This is a genomic window from Enterovirga sp. GCM10030262, assembly GCF_042666435.1.
In the GTDB taxonomy this organism is placed as follows: Bacteria; Pseudomonadota; Alphaproteobacteria; order Sphingomonadales; family Sphingomonadaceae; genus Allosphingosinicella.
Map to the genome: position 1 here is coordinate 293,811 of NZ_JBHTDC010000002.1, position 16,635 is coordinate 310,445.

A 16,635-nucleotide genomic window follows, 5' to 3' on the forward strand; every position below is an offset into this window, starting at 1 on the left:
CGTGACCTCACGCCCCCGTCTCCACCGGCCGCTTGCGGATGAGGTAGCGGTAAATGCCGAGCAGGTTGATGCCGAACAAAACGATATTCTGGGTCAAGAGCCCCCCTTCCTCGTCCATCAGCCCGTAGCCGATCCAGGCGAGGCTGGCGAAGGTGAACAAGACGAAGCCCCACCCGGTGATCCGCCGCCCGAAATCGAGCGAGATCATGAACGCCGCGACGATCCCGCCGATGGTGGCGAACCATTCGAGGACGGGGATCATTCGGCCATCCCCATCTTCGTCATCCCCGCGAAAGCGGGGATCCCGCCTCTTCTTTTCCGGCTCCGGCGCGGAAGTGAAGCGGGATTCCCGCTTTCGCGGGAATGACGAAAGAGGTTGCACGTCATGCCCCGATCAACTCCCGACCGATCAGCATCCGCCTGATCTCGTTGGTGCCCGCACCGATGTCGAGCAATTTGGCGTCTCGCGCATAGCGTTCGACCGGCCAGTCCTTGGTATAGCCCGCGCCGCCCAGCGCCTGGATCGCCTCCAGGCTCGTCTTCACCGCATTCTCGCTCGCGAGCAGGATCGCGCCCGCCGCGTCGAACCGCGTCGTCTTGCCGGCGTCGCAGGCCCGCGCCACCGCATAGACATAGGCCCGCGCCGAATTGAGCGCGACATACATGTCCGCCACCTTGGCCTGGATGAGCTGGAAGCTGCCGATCGGCGTCCCGAACTGCTTGCGCTCCCGCACATAGGGAATGACCACGTCGAGGCAGGCCTGCATGATGCCGAGCTGGATGCCCGCCAGCACCGTCCGCTCGTAATCGAGGCCCGACATCAGCACGCCGACCCCGCCATTTTCCGGCCCCATCACCTGGCTTTCGGGCACCTCGCAATCGTTGAAGACGAGCTCGGCGGTCGGGCTTCCGCGCATCCCCATCTTGTCGATCTTCTGGCCGATCGAGAAGCCTGGCATGTCCTTCTCGATGATGAAGGTGGTGATGCCGCGGCTCCCCTCCCCCGTCTTCGCATAGACCACCAAAGTATCGGCATAAGCCGCGTTGGTGATCCAGAATTTGGTGCCGTTGAGAATGTAGCGGTCGCCTTTCTTCTCGGCCCGCATCTTCATGCCCACCACGTCCGAACCCGCCCCGGCTTCCGACATGGCGAGCGATCCGACATGTTCGCCGGAAATCAGCTTGGGCAGATACTTCGCCTTCTGCTCCGGGCTCGCCCAGCGCCTGATCTGGTTGACGCACAGGTTCGAATGCGCGCCGTAGCTGAGGCCGATCGAGGCGGAAGCCCGCGCCACTTCCTCCTGCGCCACGACATGCTCCAGATAACCCAGGCCGAGTCCGCCATCCTCCTCCGCCACCGTGATCCCGTGCAGCCCGAGCGCCCCCATTTCCGGCCACAATTCGGTCGGGAACCAGTCCTCCGCGTCGATCCGGGCGGCGAGCGGCGCGATGCGGTCGGCGGCGAAGCGGCGCGTCGTGTCGCGGATGGTGTCGGCCATCTCGCCCAACGCGAAATCGAGCCCGAGTTCGGACATACATGGTCTCCTGTTGGCCCCGGCCCTAGCAGAGCGGCGAGGATTTGAACAAGCGAAGGCATCGCCTTATGTGCGGGTCCAATCCTCCCGCTCATCCTGAGGAGGGACCGAGCCTGGCGAAGTCCCGTCTCGAAGGACCGGCCTGCGTGCGTCCTTCGAGACGCCGGTTCGACAGGCTCACCGACTCCTCAGGATGAGCGGCTCTGAATTGGAGCTACTTGAATGACCGATCCCATCGTCATCCTCTCCTACGCCCGCACCCCGATGGGCGGCTTCCAGGGCAACCTCTCCGGCGCCAGCGCGACCGACCTCGGCTCGACCGCCGTCAGGGCCGCGGTCGAGCGCGCGGGAGTCTCCGCCGCCGACATCGACAAGATCTTCATGGGCTGCGTCCTTCCCGCCGGTCTCGGCCAAGCCCCCGCGAGGCAAGCCGCATTGGGCGCCGGCCTCCCCCGCTCGGTGGAAGCCACCACGGTCAACAAGGTCTGCGGCTCAGGCATGCAGGCGGCGATCTTCGCCCACGACATGCTCGCCGCCGGCTCGGCCGACCTGATCGTCGCCGGCGGCATGGAATCGATGTCCAACGCCCCCTACCTCATGAAGAAGCACCGCGCCGGCGCCCGCATCGGCCACGACATGGTCTACGATCACATGATGCTCGACGGCCTCGAGGACGCCTATGATTCAGGCCGCGCCATGGGCACGTTCGCCGAGGATTCGGCGCGCGAATATCAATTCACCCGCGAGGCCCAGGACGAATATGCGATCGAATCCCTCCGCCGCGCGACCGAAGCGATCAGGAGCGGCGCCTTCGACCGAGAGACCACGCCGGTCACCGTCAAGACCCGCAAGGGCGAGGAGATCGTGGCCGTCGACGAGCAGCCCGGCAAGTCCAACCCCGAGAAGATCCCCGGCCTCAAGCCCGCCTTCGCCAGGGACGGCACCATCACCGCCGCCAACGCGTCGAGCATCAGCGACGGCGCCGCCGCCTTGGTCATCACGCGGGCGAGCATCGCCGACCGCCTAGGCGTCAAGCCGGTCGCCCGCATCGTCGCCCACGCCGCCCATGCGCAGGAGCCGAGCCAGTTCACCACCGCCCCCGTCCCCGCCGTGCGCAAGGCGCTGGAGAAAGCCGGCTGGAGCATCGGCGAGGTCGACCTGTTCGAAGTCAACGAAGCCTTCGCCTGCGTCGCCATGATCGCCATGCGCGACCTCGGCATTCCGCGCGAAGTCCTCAACGTCCACGGCGGCGCGACGGCGTTGGGCCACCCGATCGGCGCCAGCGGCGCGCGGTTGCTCGCGACCCTGCTCTCAGCCCTGGAAACCCACGGCCAGCGCCGCGGCCTGGCCACCCTGTGCATCGGCGGCGGCGAAGCTACGGCGATGGCGGTGGAGTTGGTGGATTAGGCATTTCGGCGGGTCGAGACCGGCCGCCCGCGTCTATCCCCGCAGGGGAGAATCGGAACCCCGCGTCCGCGCATTCGCTTGACGGGGCATGGACGAACTCATCCTCCAGCCGCTCCGCGACTGGCTCCCCGCATGGGCGGAAGGTCCGGCGACCCTGGGCGCGGCGCTGGTGCTGGCGCTGGTCCTGCACTGGGCGCTGATGCGGATCGCAGCGCGCGTCGCGCGCCGCTCCTCCGGCCTCAGTCCCGACGTGGTGACCTGCGCGGGGACACCGCTTCGCCTCCTTTTCATGGTAGCGGCCTTCATCGCGATGCTCCCCGCGCTCGATCTGGATGCGCGGATGGAGGAGGTGGTGCGCCGCGTGCTCGCGCTCGCCATCCCGGCTCTGCTCGGCTGGCTCGCGATCCGCCTGCTGAAGACGATCCGCGGCATCGTCGAGCATCGCTCCGACATCTCCGTGCCCGACAATCTGCGCGCCCGCCGCCGCCGCACCCGCGTCGCCATCCTCTATCGCGTGTCGGTGATCCTGGTCGGCGTGGTCACGCTCTGCTTCATGCTGATGACCATCCCCGCGGTTAGGGCCGTTGGGCTCACCCTGTTCGCATCGGCCGGGATCGCCGGCCTCGCCGTCGCGGCCGCCGCCCAGCCGGCGCTCAAGAATTTGATCGCCGGAATCCAGCTCGCCTTCACCGAGCCGATCCGCATCGACGACGTCGTCATCATCGAGCGCGAATGGGGCCGGATCGAGGAAATCCGCCTCACCTACGTCGTCGTCCGCCTCTGGGACGACCGCAGGCTCGTCGTGCCGGTCTCGCGCTTTCTCGAATCGAGCTTCCAGAACTGGACGCGAGAATCGGCGCATCTGCTTGGCGCTGTCCATCTGCACCTCGATTCGACCGTCGACGTGCCGCCGATCCGCGACAAGCTGCTGGCGCTGGCCGAGGCGCATCCCCTCTGGGACCGGAGGGTGGCGGTCCTCCAGGTCGTCGAGGCGAGACCCCAGGCCGTCGAGCTCCGCGCCCTGGTCAGCGCCCGCGACGCGGGCCAGGCATTCGACCTGCGCTGCGACCTGCGCGAAGCGCTGCTCGCTTATGTCCGCGACACCCAGCCGGGCGCCCTCCCCCGCAGCCGGACTGAGCTGGTCGGCGAAGCTTAGGCGGGTTCCACCGCGACGGCGGGCTTGGCATTCTCCAGCGCGCTGACGAAAGCGTGGCGCCAGGCGACCACGTCTTCGCCGCGCACGCTCTCGATCATGCCGCGCCAGCGCCGGATGCGCTCTTCCTTCGGCATGGCGAGGGCAGCGAAGATGGCGTCGCTGATCTCGTCGGGGCTGTAGGGGTTGACCATCAGCGCGTCCTTCAATTGGAGCGCGGCGCCGGCGAAGCGCGACAGGATGAGCACGCCGGGATCCTCCGGATCCTGGGCGGCGACATATTCCTTGGCGACGAGGTTCATGCCGTCGCGCAAGGGGGTGATGAGCGCGATCGGGGCGGCGCGGTAGAAGCCGGCCAGCTCCTCGCGCGGATAGCCCTGGTTGACGTAACGGATCGGCACCCAGTCCACTTCCGCGAACTCGCCGTTGATCCGCCCGGAAAGCTCGTCGAGATTCTCGCGAATCTCCTCATAGGTCGCGACCTCGCCGCGGGACGGCGGCGCGATCTGGAGGAGGAATATCTCGCTCCTCTGCTCGGGATGCTTTTCGAGGAAGCGCTGATAGCCATGGAAGCGCTCGGCCAGACCCTTCGAATAATCGAGCCGGTCGACGCCGATCACGACCCGCTTACGCTCCGCGCTGCCGCGCAGGCGCTCGCATGCTTCCTTCGCGACCGGGGTTTCGACCGCTTCGCTGAACTCCGCATAATCGATGCCGATCGGGTAGGCGGCGACATGGACGGTGCGGCCCCGGACGTGCACCGTGCCGTCCTCGTCGACCCGCCCGTCCAGCTCGCGCTCGACATAATGGCGGAAGCTCTCGAGCCACTCCTCGGTCTGGAACCCGATCACGTCATAGGCCAGCAGCGATTCGACCAGCTCCTGGTGGTTGGGGAGCGACACCAGCAGCCGCGAGGGCGGCCAGGGTATGTGGAGGAAGAAGCCGATCCGGTTCTTGAGCCCGCGCGCGCGAAGCTCCTGGCCGAGCGGGATCAGATGGTAATCGTGGACCCAGACGAGGTCGTCGGGATCGATCAGCGGCGCGACGGTGTCGGCGAACCTTTCATTGACCCTCTTATAGCCGCTGCCGAAGCCGCGGTCATATTCGGCGAGGTCGATCCGGTAGTGGAAGAGCGGCCACAGAGTCCGGTTGGCGTAGCCGTTATAATATTCGTCGACATCCTGCTCTTCGAGATCGACGGTGGCGGTGGTCACGCCCCCGGCGCGCTGCATATCGATATGGCCGGTAAATTCCTCGATCTTGTTGCCCGACCAGCCGAACCACAGGCCGCTATATTCCTTGAGCGCGGCGGCGAGCGCGACGGCGAGGCCGCCCTGCGCGCCCGCGCCGCTCTCGGTCCTGGGCGGCGAAACGCGGTTGGAAATGACGATGAGGCGGCTCATCGGATGGCGCTCCAGGGTTTGGACAAAAGGCCCGCGCAATTGATCAGCCCTACCAGCGAATAGGTCTGCGGATAGTTGCCCCACAATTCGCCGGTCGCGATGTCGCTATCCTCCGAAAGGAGGCCCGCCGGCGTCAGCCGCGCGAGCATGCCTTCGTAGAGCTCGCGCGCCTCCTCCTCGCGGCCGACCAAATGGAGCGCTTCGATCAGCCAGAAGGTGCAGAAGTTGAAGGCGGTCTCAGGCAGGCCGAAATCGTCCTCGCTGGCGTAGCGGAGCATGTGCTCGCCGCGCCTCAGGCCCTTCTCGACCGCGTTGAAGGTGGAGACGAAGCGCGGATCGTCGGCGGCGAGAAAGCGCATGTCGATCAGCTGGAGCAGGCTGGCGTCGAGCTCGTCGCCGCCGAAGCTGGCGGCGAAGCGCTGCTCGCCCTGGTGCCAGGCGCCTTCCTCGATATGGGCTCGGATCGTCCGGGCGCGCTCCCGCCACAACATCGCCCGGTCGTCGAGGCCGAGCACGCCGGCCGCGTTGGCGAGCCGGTCGCAGGCCGCCCAGGACATGACCGAGCTGTAGGTATGGACCGAGGTTCGCGTGCGGAATTCCCACAGGCCCGCGTCGGGCTGGTCGTGCATTGCCCACGCCCGCTCCCCGACCTTCTCCAGCGAAGCGAAATCGTCCCGCGTCGCCTTGCGGAACAGGCGCTCGTCGAAGAAGGCCTGGACGTTGGAGAGGACAATCTGCCCGTAGGCGTCGTGCTGCACCTGGGTGTAGGCGGCGTTGCCGACCCGGACCGGCCCCATGCCGCGATAGCCGGCGAGCGCCTCCGCCTCGCCTTCGTCGAGCTTCGGCTCGCCCGAGACCGCGTAGAGCGGCTGGATGTGGCCGCCCTTCGATTCGTCGACGATGTTGCGGAGATAATTGAGGTAGTTTTCGAGGACGTCGAGCGCGCCGAGGCGGTTCAGCGCCTGGACGGTGTAATAAGCATCGCGGATCCAGCAATAGCGATAATCCCAGTTGCGGCCCGAATCCGGCGCCTCCGGGATCGAAGTGGTGAGCGCGGCGACGATCGCGCCCGTCTCCTCATGCTGGCAGAGCTTCAGGGTGATCGCGGCCCGGATCACCACCGTCTGCCATTCGAGCGGAATGGCGAGGCCGCGCACCCAGTCGCGCCAGTCATCCGCCGTCTGGTGCAGCATCGCCGCCAAGGTGTGGCCGACATTGCCGCTGAACGGCTCGTCCGGGCCCAGAAAGAAATGGACCGGCTTCTCGACCCGGAAGCAACGGCCTTCGAGGATGTGTCCGACGGGCGCGTCGGTGGTGAGCCGGAGCGGCTGGGGTTTCAGCAAATAGCGGATATGATTGGTGCCGCTGGTCCGCTCGGCGTCCTTGGCGCCCCAATTGGTCGCGGGATTCAGGCACACCTTGATGCGCGGCGCGCCCGCCATCGGCCGCACGATCCTGACGAACGCCACCGGGCGGTACATCCGTCCCGAACGCGGAAAGCGCGGACAGAAGTCGAAAATCTCCACCGCGCCGCCGTCGCCGTCGGTGAGCCGGGTGACGAGGATCGGCGTGTTGCGCAGATAATATTGCTCGACCCTGGCCTGGCTCTCGAGCGCGATCCGCCATTCGCCGCGCGGCACGGGGCTTTCGCCCTTCGGGTCGAGCAAGGAGCAGAAGAGCGGATCGCCATCGATGCGGGGTTGGCAGCCCCAGACAAGGCCGGCCGCCTCGTCGATGAGAGCGCTCACCTGGCAATTGCCGATCGGCCAGAGCGAGAGGTCGGTCATCGCGCCTCCTCGCCCAGCCAGGCGGCGACGGCCGCGACACCGTCCAGGCGCCAGAGCGCGGCGGTGGCGCGCGGAGGCCCGACGAGGATCCCCGCCCCTCCCAGTCCGGCCGCCGCTTCGAAGGCGCTTTCGTCGGTCACATCGTCTCCCACGAACACAGGACGCGCGCCGGCGAACTCCGGTTCCGCCATGAAGGCGCGCACCGCGTCGCCCTTGTCGGCTCCGCCCGGGCGGAGCTCGACGACCATCTTGCCCGTCTGGACGACCAAGCCCGCATTTGCCGCCAGCGCTTCCATGAAGCTGCGCGCGCTTTCGGCCCGTTCCGGCGCCCGGCGGAAATGGAGCGCGACCCCATAAGGCTTGTGCTCCGCCAGCAGTCCGGCGACGGACGCGGCGAACCGGTCGACTTCGCGCCGCGCCTCCGCCAGCCCCGCCGGCGCGGCGAGCGGCAACTCGGTGCCGTCGCGGAGGCGAAGCTCGAGCCCGTGCGAGCCCGAGACGGCGACCGCCGAGCAATCGAGATGGCGTTCGAGGTCGGCGATGGCGCGTCCGCTGACGATCGCCAGCCGGCCGTGCAGCCGGTGGGAAAGCCGGCTCAGCAGGGAATCGAGCGCCGGCGAAACGCGGATCGCCTGCGGCGTCTCCGCCAGCTCGACGAGCGTTCCGTCGAAATCGAGGAAGAGCGCCGCGCCCTCCGCGAGCGAGGGGGGCGGGGCCAGGATTGGGCTGGGCATATCCGTCCCGTGGCAAGACAGCGGCCGAATCTCAAGGGGGCATCCACGCGCGGAACCCGCCTTTGGGACAGAGGCGTGCCGATCGGGCAAAAATAAAGTTGCCGTTCCGCTATGTCGCCGGCCGATTATCTCGTATAAAGCGGCCGGAGGGGGAGCGCACCGCTGATTGCCGTGCTCGCGATGCCTTGGGGAAGGTGACTGGCGATGACCAAGGAAGCGGAAATTGTATCGCGTCGCGGCGTGATGGCCGGGCTGGCGGGAACGGCGCTGGCCGTCGGCGGCGCCGCCGTCTGGGCGCTCCCGACCGGATGGTATGACAGCAAGGTAGCGGCGGTCTCCGCGAGCTGGTGGGAAAGGCGGCGCTGGACGTTGGCCACGGCCGGAAGCCGGGAATGGACGCGGCTCCTCGGCGGCGCCTTCGTCCTCTTCGCCGGCGGCCGCGAGATCCGCTTGTGGCTGTCGGAGGTCAATGCGCTGCCTTCGCCCGGCACCCGGCCGCCCGAAGTATCGCGTAAGCAAGCGTTCGTGGCGGTGTTCGATTCCCGCGGCGTCAGGCTGCCGGTCGAGGATCGCATCTATCGCGTCGCGCATGTCCGCTACGGCGACCTGCAGGTTTATTTGAAGCCGTTCGGAGACCCTTCGCGGCCGAACCTGATGGAAGCGGTCTTCAACTAAGCCGATGCCGCCTCCGCTGCGCGCGGCCGCGCCCTTCGCCATCGCCTACCGTCCGACGACCGACGACGATTTGCCTTTCCTGGCCGCGCTCTACGCCTCCACACGCGCCGAGGAAGTCGCGGTTACCGGCTGGCCGGAAGATATCCAGCGCCAGTTCCTCGCCCAGCAGTTCGAGGCACAGCACCGCCACTACAGGGCGCATTATCCCGACGCCGAGTGGCTCGTCGTCGAACGGGGCGGCGAACCAGTCGGGCGCCTCTATCTCGAACAATGGTCCGGCGAGTTGCGCATCATCGACATAGCGCTGATGCCGCAGGCCCGCGGCCTCGGCCTCGGCGCCGCGATGCTGGAGGATATTCTCGAACAGGCGCGGCACAAGGGAAGCGGCGTCTCGATCCATGTCGAAAAGAACAATCCGGCGATGCGCCTCTACCGGCGGCTTGGCTTCGTGCCGGTGGCCGACAAGGGCGTCTACGATTTGCTCTTATGGTCCGGAGAGCCGGCTGGAGCCTAGTTGAAGATCGCTTCGTAGCGCGTGCCGCCCGGATCCTGGCCGATCGGCACGAGGAAGATATCGATCGGATCGCCCTCGTTTCGCAGCGTATAGATGCCCTGCGGCAGCAACGGTTCGAGCGGGCCACGGAACAGCAGGCTGAACGATCCGCCCTCGCGCATCGATTGGCCCAGCGCGTTCGCCTCCTCCAGGACCAGGCTCAGCCGGCTGCCGCCCGATTCCAGGCTGTAGGCGGCGCCCACATTGGCGGCGAAATCTTCGAGCGTCAGACCGCGCATGTCTCGTCCTTCGCCGGCATGGTCAGTCGATCCTCTCGCCGGGATCGGTGCCCCAGACATGCGCCGCGCGGATATAGCCCTTGCGCCCCTTCACATCCAGGCGGCACCAGTCGGCGGCGCAATCGGAGAGCCGTCCGACCACGCCCGGCTCCGCCAGGAAACGAACCTTCGCCCCCTCGTTCGGCTCTTCGTGCAACGGCCGGGGCTCGTCGCCGATGACGATGGCGGTACGCGTGTCGCTGAGCAGGTTGACGAGCATCCAGCCGGTCGTCCCGTCGGGATCCTGGACCTTGCGCCAGTTCGGATAGACCTCGACCACCTGGATCGGGAGATCGGCACGCCGGTAGAGCCAGGTGGCGGGATAATTCCGGCCCGGGCCGGTCCGCATCATCGCTTCACCGGCCGAGATCGACGCCCAATAGGGGGTCTGCCGTTCGTCCTGCGCCTGCGCGGCCGGAGCCAGCGCCGCCAGTGCCACGCTCAATAGCCACGCCTTGCGCATTTCGAACCTTTCTCCTTCGCTCTCCCCTACCCTCTAAGCCGCCTGTCGTGCCGGCTTCAACCCGTCATCTTTCCCGAGGCCACGGGTCAGGGAATGGCGTCGGCGGGGCGCCCGTCGCCGCCACCGCCGAGCAGGAGGGCCAGCTCCGACGGCCGATCGACCAGGTCGGCGAGCGTATAGCTATCGAGCACGGCGATGAACGCCGCCATCGCCTGGCCGAAAATTCCGGTCAGGCGGCATTGGCTCGCGATCCGGCACTGGCTGCAATCGAGCAAGGCGAAACCGTCTTCGGTGTGGCGCACCACCTCTCCCACGCCGATCGCTGCCGGCGGGCGCGCCAGCCTGATGCCGCCGGCGCGCCCGCGCGCGCTCTCCAGGAAGCCGCCCTTGCCGAGGCCGTGGACCACCTTGGTCAGATGATGACGCGATATCCCATAAGCGACGGCGATCTCCGAAACGGAGCAAAGCCGCCCTGCGTTGGCACCCGCATAAGTGAGCACCCGCAACGCATAATCGGTGTAGAGGGTCAGTCGCATTCTTCTCCCGTGGCGACGCCAGCTATTCTGTTTACATTTTTAGCCAATAAATTATGTATCCGCCATACATGATTTCGGGACTCGATGATGGAAGCCCTTACCGCCCCTGCTGAGCTCGACGAGGAACGGCTGAGCGAGGTCGTCCATGCCTTCTACGCCCGCGTGCGCGGCGACGACGAGATCGGGCCGCTGTTCAACGCCGCCGTTGAGGATTGGGACGAGCATCTCGACAAGCTGACCCGCTTCTGGTCCTCGGTGATGCTGACCAGCGGGCGCTACAAGGGCAATCCGATGGCCGCGCACCAACGCCACGCGGACGCCATCGCCCCGGCGATGTTCGACCGCTGGCTCGCGCTTTGGGCGGAGGTCACATCCGAGCGCCTTCCCGGCCCGGCCGCGGCCGCCCTCCAGCACAAGGCCGGGCATATCGCCGAGAGCCTCAAGCTTGGCCTGTTCTTCAAAATTCCGCCTTCCGTCTCATCACCGTCGCGCCCATCGGGCGAAGGAGACATCGCATGACCAACAAGCCCGGCGCCGATCCCGCCGATTCCCGCACCGCCTTTCGCCGGCTGATGGTCTGGACCGGCGTGGCGGCCCTGGTCTCGATTGCCGCCGCGCTCGGTTACCTCGCGCTCGCGGGGGTCGAGATGGCCTGGCACATGATCATCGCCACCACATTGGGTGTCGGCTTCACCGTCCTGCTGGGCGGCGGGCTGATGGCCCTCGTCTTTCTCAGCGCCAATAGCGGCAGGGACGACCAGGTCCGTTAGCCCGTGTCGATCGGAACCCCTCCCTTTCCCGCCGGTTGAGTCCGGCGAAGGAGAAGTGGAGTGAGTAAGATTATCCTGATGGCCGGCGCCATGGCGCTGGCCCTTCCGCTGGCGGCCTGCGCCGACAATCGCCTAGTCGAAGGCGCCGCGATCGGCGCTGCGGGCGGCGCGGTGGTGGGCGCGATCGACGGCAATGACGGCATTTCGGTCGGCGAGGGCGCCGCGGCCGGCGCGGCGGTGGGCGGCGCGGTCGGCTATTTCATCGACGATGACGGCGATTGCGACGGCTACGACCGCTATGGCCGCTACGATCGCGACTGCTACGACTGAGGAAATTTCCAGCCCCTGGCGCACGCGGCAGGGGCTGGACCTCAGTCTCCCGTCTGGATGCGCTCGACCAGTTGCTTCACCGTCGGCACGAAGCCGTTGGAGTAGAAGGGATCCTTCTTGAAGCGGAAGGCGGCGTGCCCGGCGAACATCAGATTGTTATCGACCGGGCCGCCATGGGCGATGTCCTGGAGCGTCTTCTGGATGCAGAAGCTGCGCGGATCGGCGAGGCGACCCGTCGAATTCTTCTCGTTGTCGGCCCAGCTTGAGAAGGCGCACTGGCTGAGGCAGCCCATGCAGTCGGCCTGATCCTTGCGGATCATCGTCTTTTCCTCCGGCGTCACGAAGACCAGGGTCTCATCCGGCGTTTTAAGCGCTTCGGTATAGCCCTGCGCATACCATTCGCGCGCGTGGAGGAGGTCGCCGCGCGTGACCCAGTAATTCTTCTTGCCCGCGACGCCGACGTCGAGCTGAAAGCTGTGGTCGCCCAGTTCCTCCTTGGTGAAGGCGATCTGGCGGTGCGAGCGCGCTTCGAGGCCGCGCAGGAATGGGGTGCGGACCGCCGAACTGTAAAAGCCGGTCGGGGAGAATTTGTGGAGGAGGACATCGCCTTCCTCCAACGTCATCAACCGCGCCTTCCATTCCTCGGGAATCGGGCTCTCCCGGGTGAGCAGCGGCCGCGTTCCGAACTGGAATGCGATCTGGCCGAGCTCGGGATTGTCGATCCAGTCGTTCCATTCCCTCAAATTCCAGACGCCGCCGGCCATGACGATCGGCACCTCGTCCGGAATGCCGCCCTGGCGCATCGTGTCCCTCAGCGCCTTGACGCGCGGATAGGGATCCTGCGGCACCAGCGGATCCTCGGCGTTGGACAGGCCGTTATGGCCGCCGGCCAGCCAGGGATCCTCGTAGACGACAGCCGCGAGATAGTCGGCGAATTTGGAATAAGCCCGCTTCCACAGCGCGCTGAACGCGCGGGCGGAGCTGATGATGGGAAGGTAGTTGACGCCGTAGGAGGCGGCGATCTCGGACAATTTGTAGGGCATGCCGGCGCCGCAGGTGACGCCGGCGACCATGCCCTTGGTCCTGTCCAGAACGCCGTGGAGGATGCGCTGGGCTCCGCCCATTTCCCACAGCACGTTGATGTTGATCGCGCCCTGGCCGTTCGACATCTCAAACGCTCGGCGCACCTGCGCGACGGCGCCTTCGATGGCGTAGTGGATCAGCTCTTCGTGGCGGTCGCGGCGGGTGAGTGCGTGATAGACCTGGGGGATGATCTTGCCTTCGGGGTCGTAGCTGTCGGCGTTGACCGCGGACACCGTTCCGATGCCGCCCGCGGCCGCCCAGGCGCCCGAGCTCGCATGGTTGGTCGCGGAGACGCCCTTGCCGCCCTCGATAAGCGGAAGCACTTCGCGACCCGCATAGCGGATCGGCTGGACACCCTTGAACATCATTCCTCCAAAAAACACCGGCGCCGGTCGGGGGCGCCGCATTCGTCCGGTTCCGGCCTATAGGGGCTATATAGACGAATTGGGCAATTTTTTCATGCCGCCGACCCCATGAACGCGCGAGGGGCGCCGATGGCTTCACCATAGAGCCGGGAATAGGCGCCGATCATCCGCGCCTCGTCGAAGTCGGCGGTCGCCTTCTCGCGGTTGGCGCGGCCGATGCTCCGCCGCAGATCGCGTCGTTCGGCCAGCGTGTCGAGCGCGGCCGCGAGAGCCGCCTCGTCGCCGCGCCCCACGATCAGCGGACGATTGTCGGGCGACACCATGGACGGGATGTCGCCCACGACCGTCGCCGCGACGGGCAGCCCCGCCGCCATCGCCTCGACCAGCGAAATAGGGAATTGCTCGCTGTCGGAGGAAAGAGCGAAGATATCGAAGCCGCCGATATAACGCGCGGGATCGGCGAGGAAGCCGGGAAGGATCACGCGGTCGGCGATATTGTGGGCGCGGGCCTCGGCGGCGATGCGGTCGCTCTCCGGCCCCTCGCCGACAATCACCAGGCGGACGTTGCGCGCCTTCATGGCCGCAACGGCGCGGACCAGGCGGGGCAGGTTCTTGACGGCGCGCAGGCCGGCGACGGTGCCGACGACGATCTCCCCTTCACGGCGCTCGAAGCCTGGGATCACGCCCTCGGCCGGTTTGGCGGCATAGCGGCCGACGGGGATGCCGTTCGGGATACGGACGATGCGAAAGCGCGGCTGCCCCCAGGCCTTGCGGGCGATTGCCTCGAGCCGCTCCGATGGCACGACCAGCCGGTGGGCGCCGGAGAGCCCCAGTCGGCGGTAGAGGTTGCGACGGGTCTTGAGCTGATCGGCCTCGTCCTCGTTGAAGCCGTCCTCATGATGGATGAGGGCGGGCCCGCCGAACAGATGATGCGCCATGACCGCGTCGAACGCGCCCCAATTGTAGGTGAGGACGAGGTCGAACTTCTTCATGAGGCGCGAGAGCCGGAACAGGCGGCGCAGGCTCGGCCGGCCGGTCAGCGCCGGCGCGTCGGCCGGAAAGTCGGCGCTGATATCCTTCGCGATCGCTTCGCGCGCGGAAAGCTGACCCGGCATGCCGCTGAGGATCGTGTGCTCCGCCGCCTCGCCGAACGCGTTCATCAACCGCACCGCCCGCGCCTCCTTGCCGCCGAGCGAGAAGGTCGAGTGAGCGTGGAGGATGCGGACGGCCATGAGATCCTTATGGAGCAGGGCGCGCCGATCGCAAAACCCGCGGGAACGCACGCTTCGTAACAAGAGCCGCGCCAAGACAGGATTAACCTATGGAAGGTAAGGCCGGAATATAGCGGATAGCGGCTGGGGCCGAAGAGCCGAGTCGCGTCCAGGGAGAGCCGATGGGGGATTTGGGGCACAAGCGAGGAAAGGCGGCGCGCGCGGCCGACAAGGGCCGCGACGGCGGCGGCCACCCGGTACCCGGCGACAGGCTTGGGCTGCGCGCGGAAGCCGAGCGTTGGCGGCGCACGCTCGACACCGTTCCCCAGATGATCTGGGCGATGCGGGTCGATGGCGGCGAAGATTATTACAACCGCCACTGGATCGAATTCGTCGGACAAATGCCCGACGGGCCGGATGGCGTCGCGCGCATCGATCTCGTCCATCCCGACGATCGCGAACAGGCCGGCGCCATCTGGCGGAAATGCCGCGCCACCGGCGAGCCTTACGAAGCCGAATACCGCCTCCGCCACAAATCCGGCGAGTATCGCTGGATATTGAGCCGGGCGCGGGTGGAGCGCGACGAGGCGGGAGAGATGGTGCGGTGGTGCGGCGCGTGCACCGACATTCACGACCATGTGCTCGCGCAGCAGGCGCTGCGAGCGAGCGAATCCCTCAACCGCGGCATTATCGAAGCCAATCCCGATTGCGTCGCGCTGCTCGATCTGGACGGCACCATCCTGTTCGCGAACCAGGCCACGCTGCGCGCCCGCGAGGCCGAGGATTCGGCCGCGCTCGTCGGGCGCCGGTGGGAGGACGGGTTCGACGCGACCGGGGGCAGGCGCGGTCTAGCCGCGAGGGCGCTGGCCGCGGCCCAGAAAGGCCGGCTGGGACGCGCCGTGCTGAGACGCCCGGGCAAGCGTACGAAATGGTGGGACGCGGTGGTCGCGCCAGTGCTCGATCCCTCCGGCCGCCCGATCAAGCTGGTGTCGGTGTCCCGCGACATCACCCGGCAGAAAGCGGCGGAGACCAAGGTTCGCTGGACCGCGCTCCACGATTCGCTGACCCGGCTTCCCAACCGGCTCCAGCTCCAGCAGAAGCTGGACGAAGCGATTGCCGGCGCGCGCGCGTCGGCGGGGACTTTCGCCCTGCTCCTGCTCGACGTCGATGATTTCAAACAGGTCAACGACACGCTTGGCCACGATTCCGGCGACGCCCTGCTCCGCGATTTCGCCGCGCGCCTCGCGGCCGCCGCCCGCCCGGGCGATCTCGTCGCCAGGCTAGGCGGCGACGAGTTCGCGGTCCTGATCGGCGACAGGCCCAGCGAAGGCATAGAGGAAGCCGTTTCGGCGACGGTCGACCGTCTTCGCGCGCCCTGCGGGCGCGGCGACCGCGTGATGGACTGTCAGGCGAGCGTCGGCGCCAGCCTCTACCCGATCCACGGCGAGAGCCGTGCCGAATTGATGAAGAATGCGGATATCGCCCTTTACGCGGCCAAGGCGGCGGGAAGGGGCAAGCTCCGGCTGTTCACGCCGGAGATGCGCCACGAAATGCAGAAACGCGCCTCGATGCTGACCCTGGCTCGAAACGCGCTCAGGCACGAACGTATAATCCCTTACTACCAGCCCAAGGTCGAACTCAGGACAGGCCGCGTCGCCGGCTTCGAGGCCCTGCTGAGATGGGACCATCCAGGCCGGGGAATGCAGGCGCCCGACACGATCGCGGCCGCGTTCGAGGATCTCACGCTCGCCGCCGCGATCAGCGACCGGATGATCGACGGGATCGTCGCCGACATGCGCCGCTGGATCGACCAGGGCGTCGATTTCGGCCATGTCGCGATCAACGCCGCCGCGGCCGAATTCCGGCGCGGCGATTTCGCCGAACAATTGCTCGAGCGGCTGCGGCACGCCTCGGTGGCGACGGGGCACGTCCAGATCGAGATCACCGAGACCGTCTTCCTCGGACGCGGCGCCGAACATGTCGAGCGGGCGCTCAAGATGCTGAGCGCGGAAGGTATCCGCATCGCGCTGGACGATTTCGGGACCGGCCATGCCTCTTTGTCGCATCTCAAGCAATTTCCGGTCGACATCATCAAGATCGACCAGTCGTTCGTGCGCGACCTGGAGCAGGATCCGGAAGACGCGGCGATCATCAATGCGGTCATCAACCTTGGCCACAACCTCGGCATCCGGACCGTCGCCGAAGGCGTGGAAACGGTGACGCAGCAGGAGTTCCTGATGGCGCTGGGCTGCGACTATGGCCAGGGCTTCCTCTACGCCAGGCCCGCTCCGGCCTCCGACGTCCCTGCCCTGCTGTCCCTGCCCCGCCCGACCAGGGCGCTGGTCGCCTGAA

18 protein-coding genes are annotated in these 16,635 nt (G+C 67.1%); 8 read left to right on the forward strand and 10 right to left on the reverse strand.

What is annotated here, in order from left to right; translation table 11 throughout:
* Positions 1-7 precede the first annotated feature (7 nt).
* Both ACFQRC_RS10585 and ACFQRC_RS10590 read right to left on the reverse strand, forming a co-directional pair.
* Positions 8-262 (reverse strand): hypothetical protein, encoded by a 255-nt coding sequence (locus tag ACFQRC_RS10585; protein ID WP_379960974.1) that lies wholly within the window; start codon positions 260-262, stop codon positions 8-10.
* Between the two features lie 121 nt (positions 263-383).
* Complete coding sequence (locus tag ACFQRC_RS10590; protein ID WP_379960976.1) at positions 384-1,535, reverse strand: isovaleryl-CoA dehydrogenase; 1,152 nt, start codon at positions 1,533-1,535, stop codon at positions 384-386.
* 222 nt (positions 1,536-1,757) lie between these two features.
* Here ACFQRC_RS10590 and ACFQRC_RS10595 point away from each other — a divergent pair, with 222 nt between their 5' ends.
* Positions 1,758-2,942: an acetyl-CoA C-acyltransferase gene (locus ACFQRC_RS10595; RefSeq protein WP_379960979.1), complete on the forward strand. Its 1,185-nt coding sequence runs from the start codon at positions 1,758-1,760 to the stop codon at positions 2,940-2,942.
* Between the two features lie 88 nt (positions 2,943-3,030).
* Entirely contained in the window at positions 3,031-4,098 is a 1,068-nt protein-coding gene (locus tag ACFQRC_RS10600; RefSeq protein ID WP_379960981.1) for a mechanosensitive ion channel family protein, read from the forward strand.
* On the opposite strand, the gene otsA is transcribed toward ACFQRC_RS10600, so the two are convergent.
* Genes otsA through otsB form a run of 3 tightly spaced genes read right to left on the reverse strand, consistent with a single transcriptional unit; the run spans position 4,095 to position 8,019 of the window.
* Complete coding sequence (gene otsA / locus ACFQRC_RS10605) at positions 4,095-5,498, reverse strand: alpha,alpha-trehalose-phosphate synthase (UDP-forming) (protein WP_379960983.1); 1,404 nt, start codon at positions 5,496-5,498, stop codon at positions 4,095-4,097. The two genes, ACFQRC_RS10600 and otsA, sit on opposite strands and share 4 nt — an antisense overlap.
* Positions 5,495-7,285 carry a glycoside hydrolase family 15 protein gene (locus tag ACFQRC_RS10610; RefSeq protein ID WP_379960985.1) on the reverse strand — a complete coding sequence of 597 codons (1,791 nt, stop codon included), beginning with the start codon at positions 7,283-7,285 and terminating at the stop codon, positions 5,495-5,497. Before ACFQRC_RS10610 ends, otsA begins: the two co-directional genes overlap by 4 nt.
* A complete protein-coding gene (otsB, locus tag ACFQRC_RS10615) occupies positions 7,282-8,019 on the reverse strand; it encodes a trehalose-phosphatase (RefSeq protein WP_379960987.1) in 738 nt (245 codons plus the stop codon). The genes ACFQRC_RS10610 and otsB overlap by 4 nt, the downstream gene beginning before the upstream one ends.
* Positions 8,020-8,223: 204 nt before the next feature.
* Between otsB and ACFQRC_RS10620 the strand changes: the two genes are divergently transcribed.
* Together ACFQRC_RS10620 and ACFQRC_RS10625 are read left to right on the forward strand one after the other, a co-directional pair.
* Positions 8,224-8,694 (forward strand): DUF6916 family protein, encoded by a 471-nt coding sequence (locus ACFQRC_RS10620; protein WP_379960989.1) that lies wholly within the window; start codon positions 8,224-8,226, stop codon positions 8,692-8,694.
* A gap of 4 nt (positions 8,695-8,698) precedes the next feature.
* On the forward strand, positions 8,699-9,208 hold the full coding sequence (locus ACFQRC_RS10625; protein WP_379960991.1) for a GNAT family N-acetyltransferase: 510 nt from the start codon (positions 8,699-8,701) through the stop codon (positions 9,206-9,208).
* On the opposite strand, the gene ACFQRC_RS10630 is transcribed toward ACFQRC_RS10625, so the two are convergent.
* The 3 genes from ACFQRC_RS10630 to ACFQRC_RS10640 all read right to left on the reverse strand — a co-directional run bounded on the left by ACFQRC_RS10630 (position 9,205) and on the right by ACFQRC_RS10640 (position 10,524).
* Positions 9,205-9,486 carry a DUF6916 family protein gene (locus ACFQRC_RS10630; RefSeq protein WP_379960993.1) on the reverse strand — a complete coding sequence of 94 codons (282 nt, stop codon included), beginning with the start codon at positions 9,484-9,486 and terminating at the stop codon, positions 9,205-9,207. The two genes, ACFQRC_RS10625 and ACFQRC_RS10630, sit on opposite strands and share 4 nt — an antisense overlap.
* A 22-nt stretch (positions 9,487-9,508) precedes the next feature.
* Positions 9,509-9,988, reverse strand: coding sequence for an SH3 domain-containing protein (locus ACFQRC_RS10635; RefSeq protein WP_379960995.1), 480 nt, complete (start codon positions 9,986-9,988; stop codon positions 9,509-9,511).
* 86 nt (positions 9,989-10,074) lie between these two features.
* A complete protein-coding gene (locus ACFQRC_RS10640) occupies positions 10,075-10,524 on the reverse strand; it encodes an RrF2 family transcriptional regulator (protein ID WP_379960997.1) in 450 nt (149 codons plus the stop codon).
* Between the two features lie 84 nt (positions 10,525-10,608).
* Between ACFQRC_RS10640 and ACFQRC_RS10645 the strand changes: the two genes are divergently transcribed.
* The 3 genes from ACFQRC_RS10645 to ACFQRC_RS10655 are packed head-to-tail and all read left to right on the forward strand — an operon-like array spanning position 10,609 to position 11,624.
* Positions 10,609-11,043 (forward strand): group III truncated hemoglobin, encoded by a 435-nt coding sequence (locus ACFQRC_RS10645; RefSeq protein WP_379960999.1) that lies wholly within the window; start codon positions 10,609-10,611, stop codon positions 11,041-11,043.
* Positions 11,040-11,294, forward strand: coding sequence for a hypothetical protein (locus tag ACFQRC_RS10650; RefSeq protein WP_379961001.1), 255 nt, complete (start codon positions 11,040-11,042; stop codon positions 11,292-11,294). The genes ACFQRC_RS10645 and ACFQRC_RS10650 overlap by 4 nt, the downstream gene beginning before the upstream one ends.
* A 60-nt stretch (positions 11,295-11,354) precedes the next feature.
* On the forward strand, positions 11,355-11,624 hold the full coding sequence (locus ACFQRC_RS10655; RefSeq protein WP_379961003.1) for a YMGG-like glycine zipper-containing protein: 270 nt from the start codon (positions 11,355-11,357) through the stop codon (positions 11,622-11,624).
* A gap of 41 nt (positions 11,625-11,665) precedes the next feature.
* Here ACFQRC_RS10655 and ACFQRC_RS10660 read toward each other — a convergent pair whose 3' ends face one another.
* Together ACFQRC_RS10660 and ACFQRC_RS10665 are read right to left on the reverse strand one after the other, a co-directional pair.
* Positions 11,666-13,072, reverse strand: coding sequence for an NAD(P)H-dependent flavin oxidoreductase (locus ACFQRC_RS10660; RefSeq protein ID WP_379961005.1), 1,407 nt, complete (start codon positions 13,070-13,072; stop codon positions 11,666-11,668).
* 92 nt (positions 13,073-13,164) lie between these two features.
* Complete coding sequence (locus ACFQRC_RS10665; protein WP_379961008.1) at positions 13,165-14,304, reverse strand: glycosyltransferase; 1,140 nt, start codon at positions 14,302-14,304, stop codon at positions 13,165-13,167.
* Positions 14,305-14,465: 161 nt separating this feature from the next.
* Here ACFQRC_RS10665 and ACFQRC_RS10670 point away from each other — a divergent pair, with 161 nt between their 5' ends.
* Positions 14,466-16,634, forward strand: a complete 2,169-nt coding sequence (locus tag ACFQRC_RS10670; protein WP_379961010.1) for a putative bifunctional diguanylate cyclase/phosphodiesterase — start codon at positions 14,466-14,468, stop codon at positions 16,632-16,634.
* The last annotated feature ends 1 nt before the right edge of the window (position 16,635 follow it).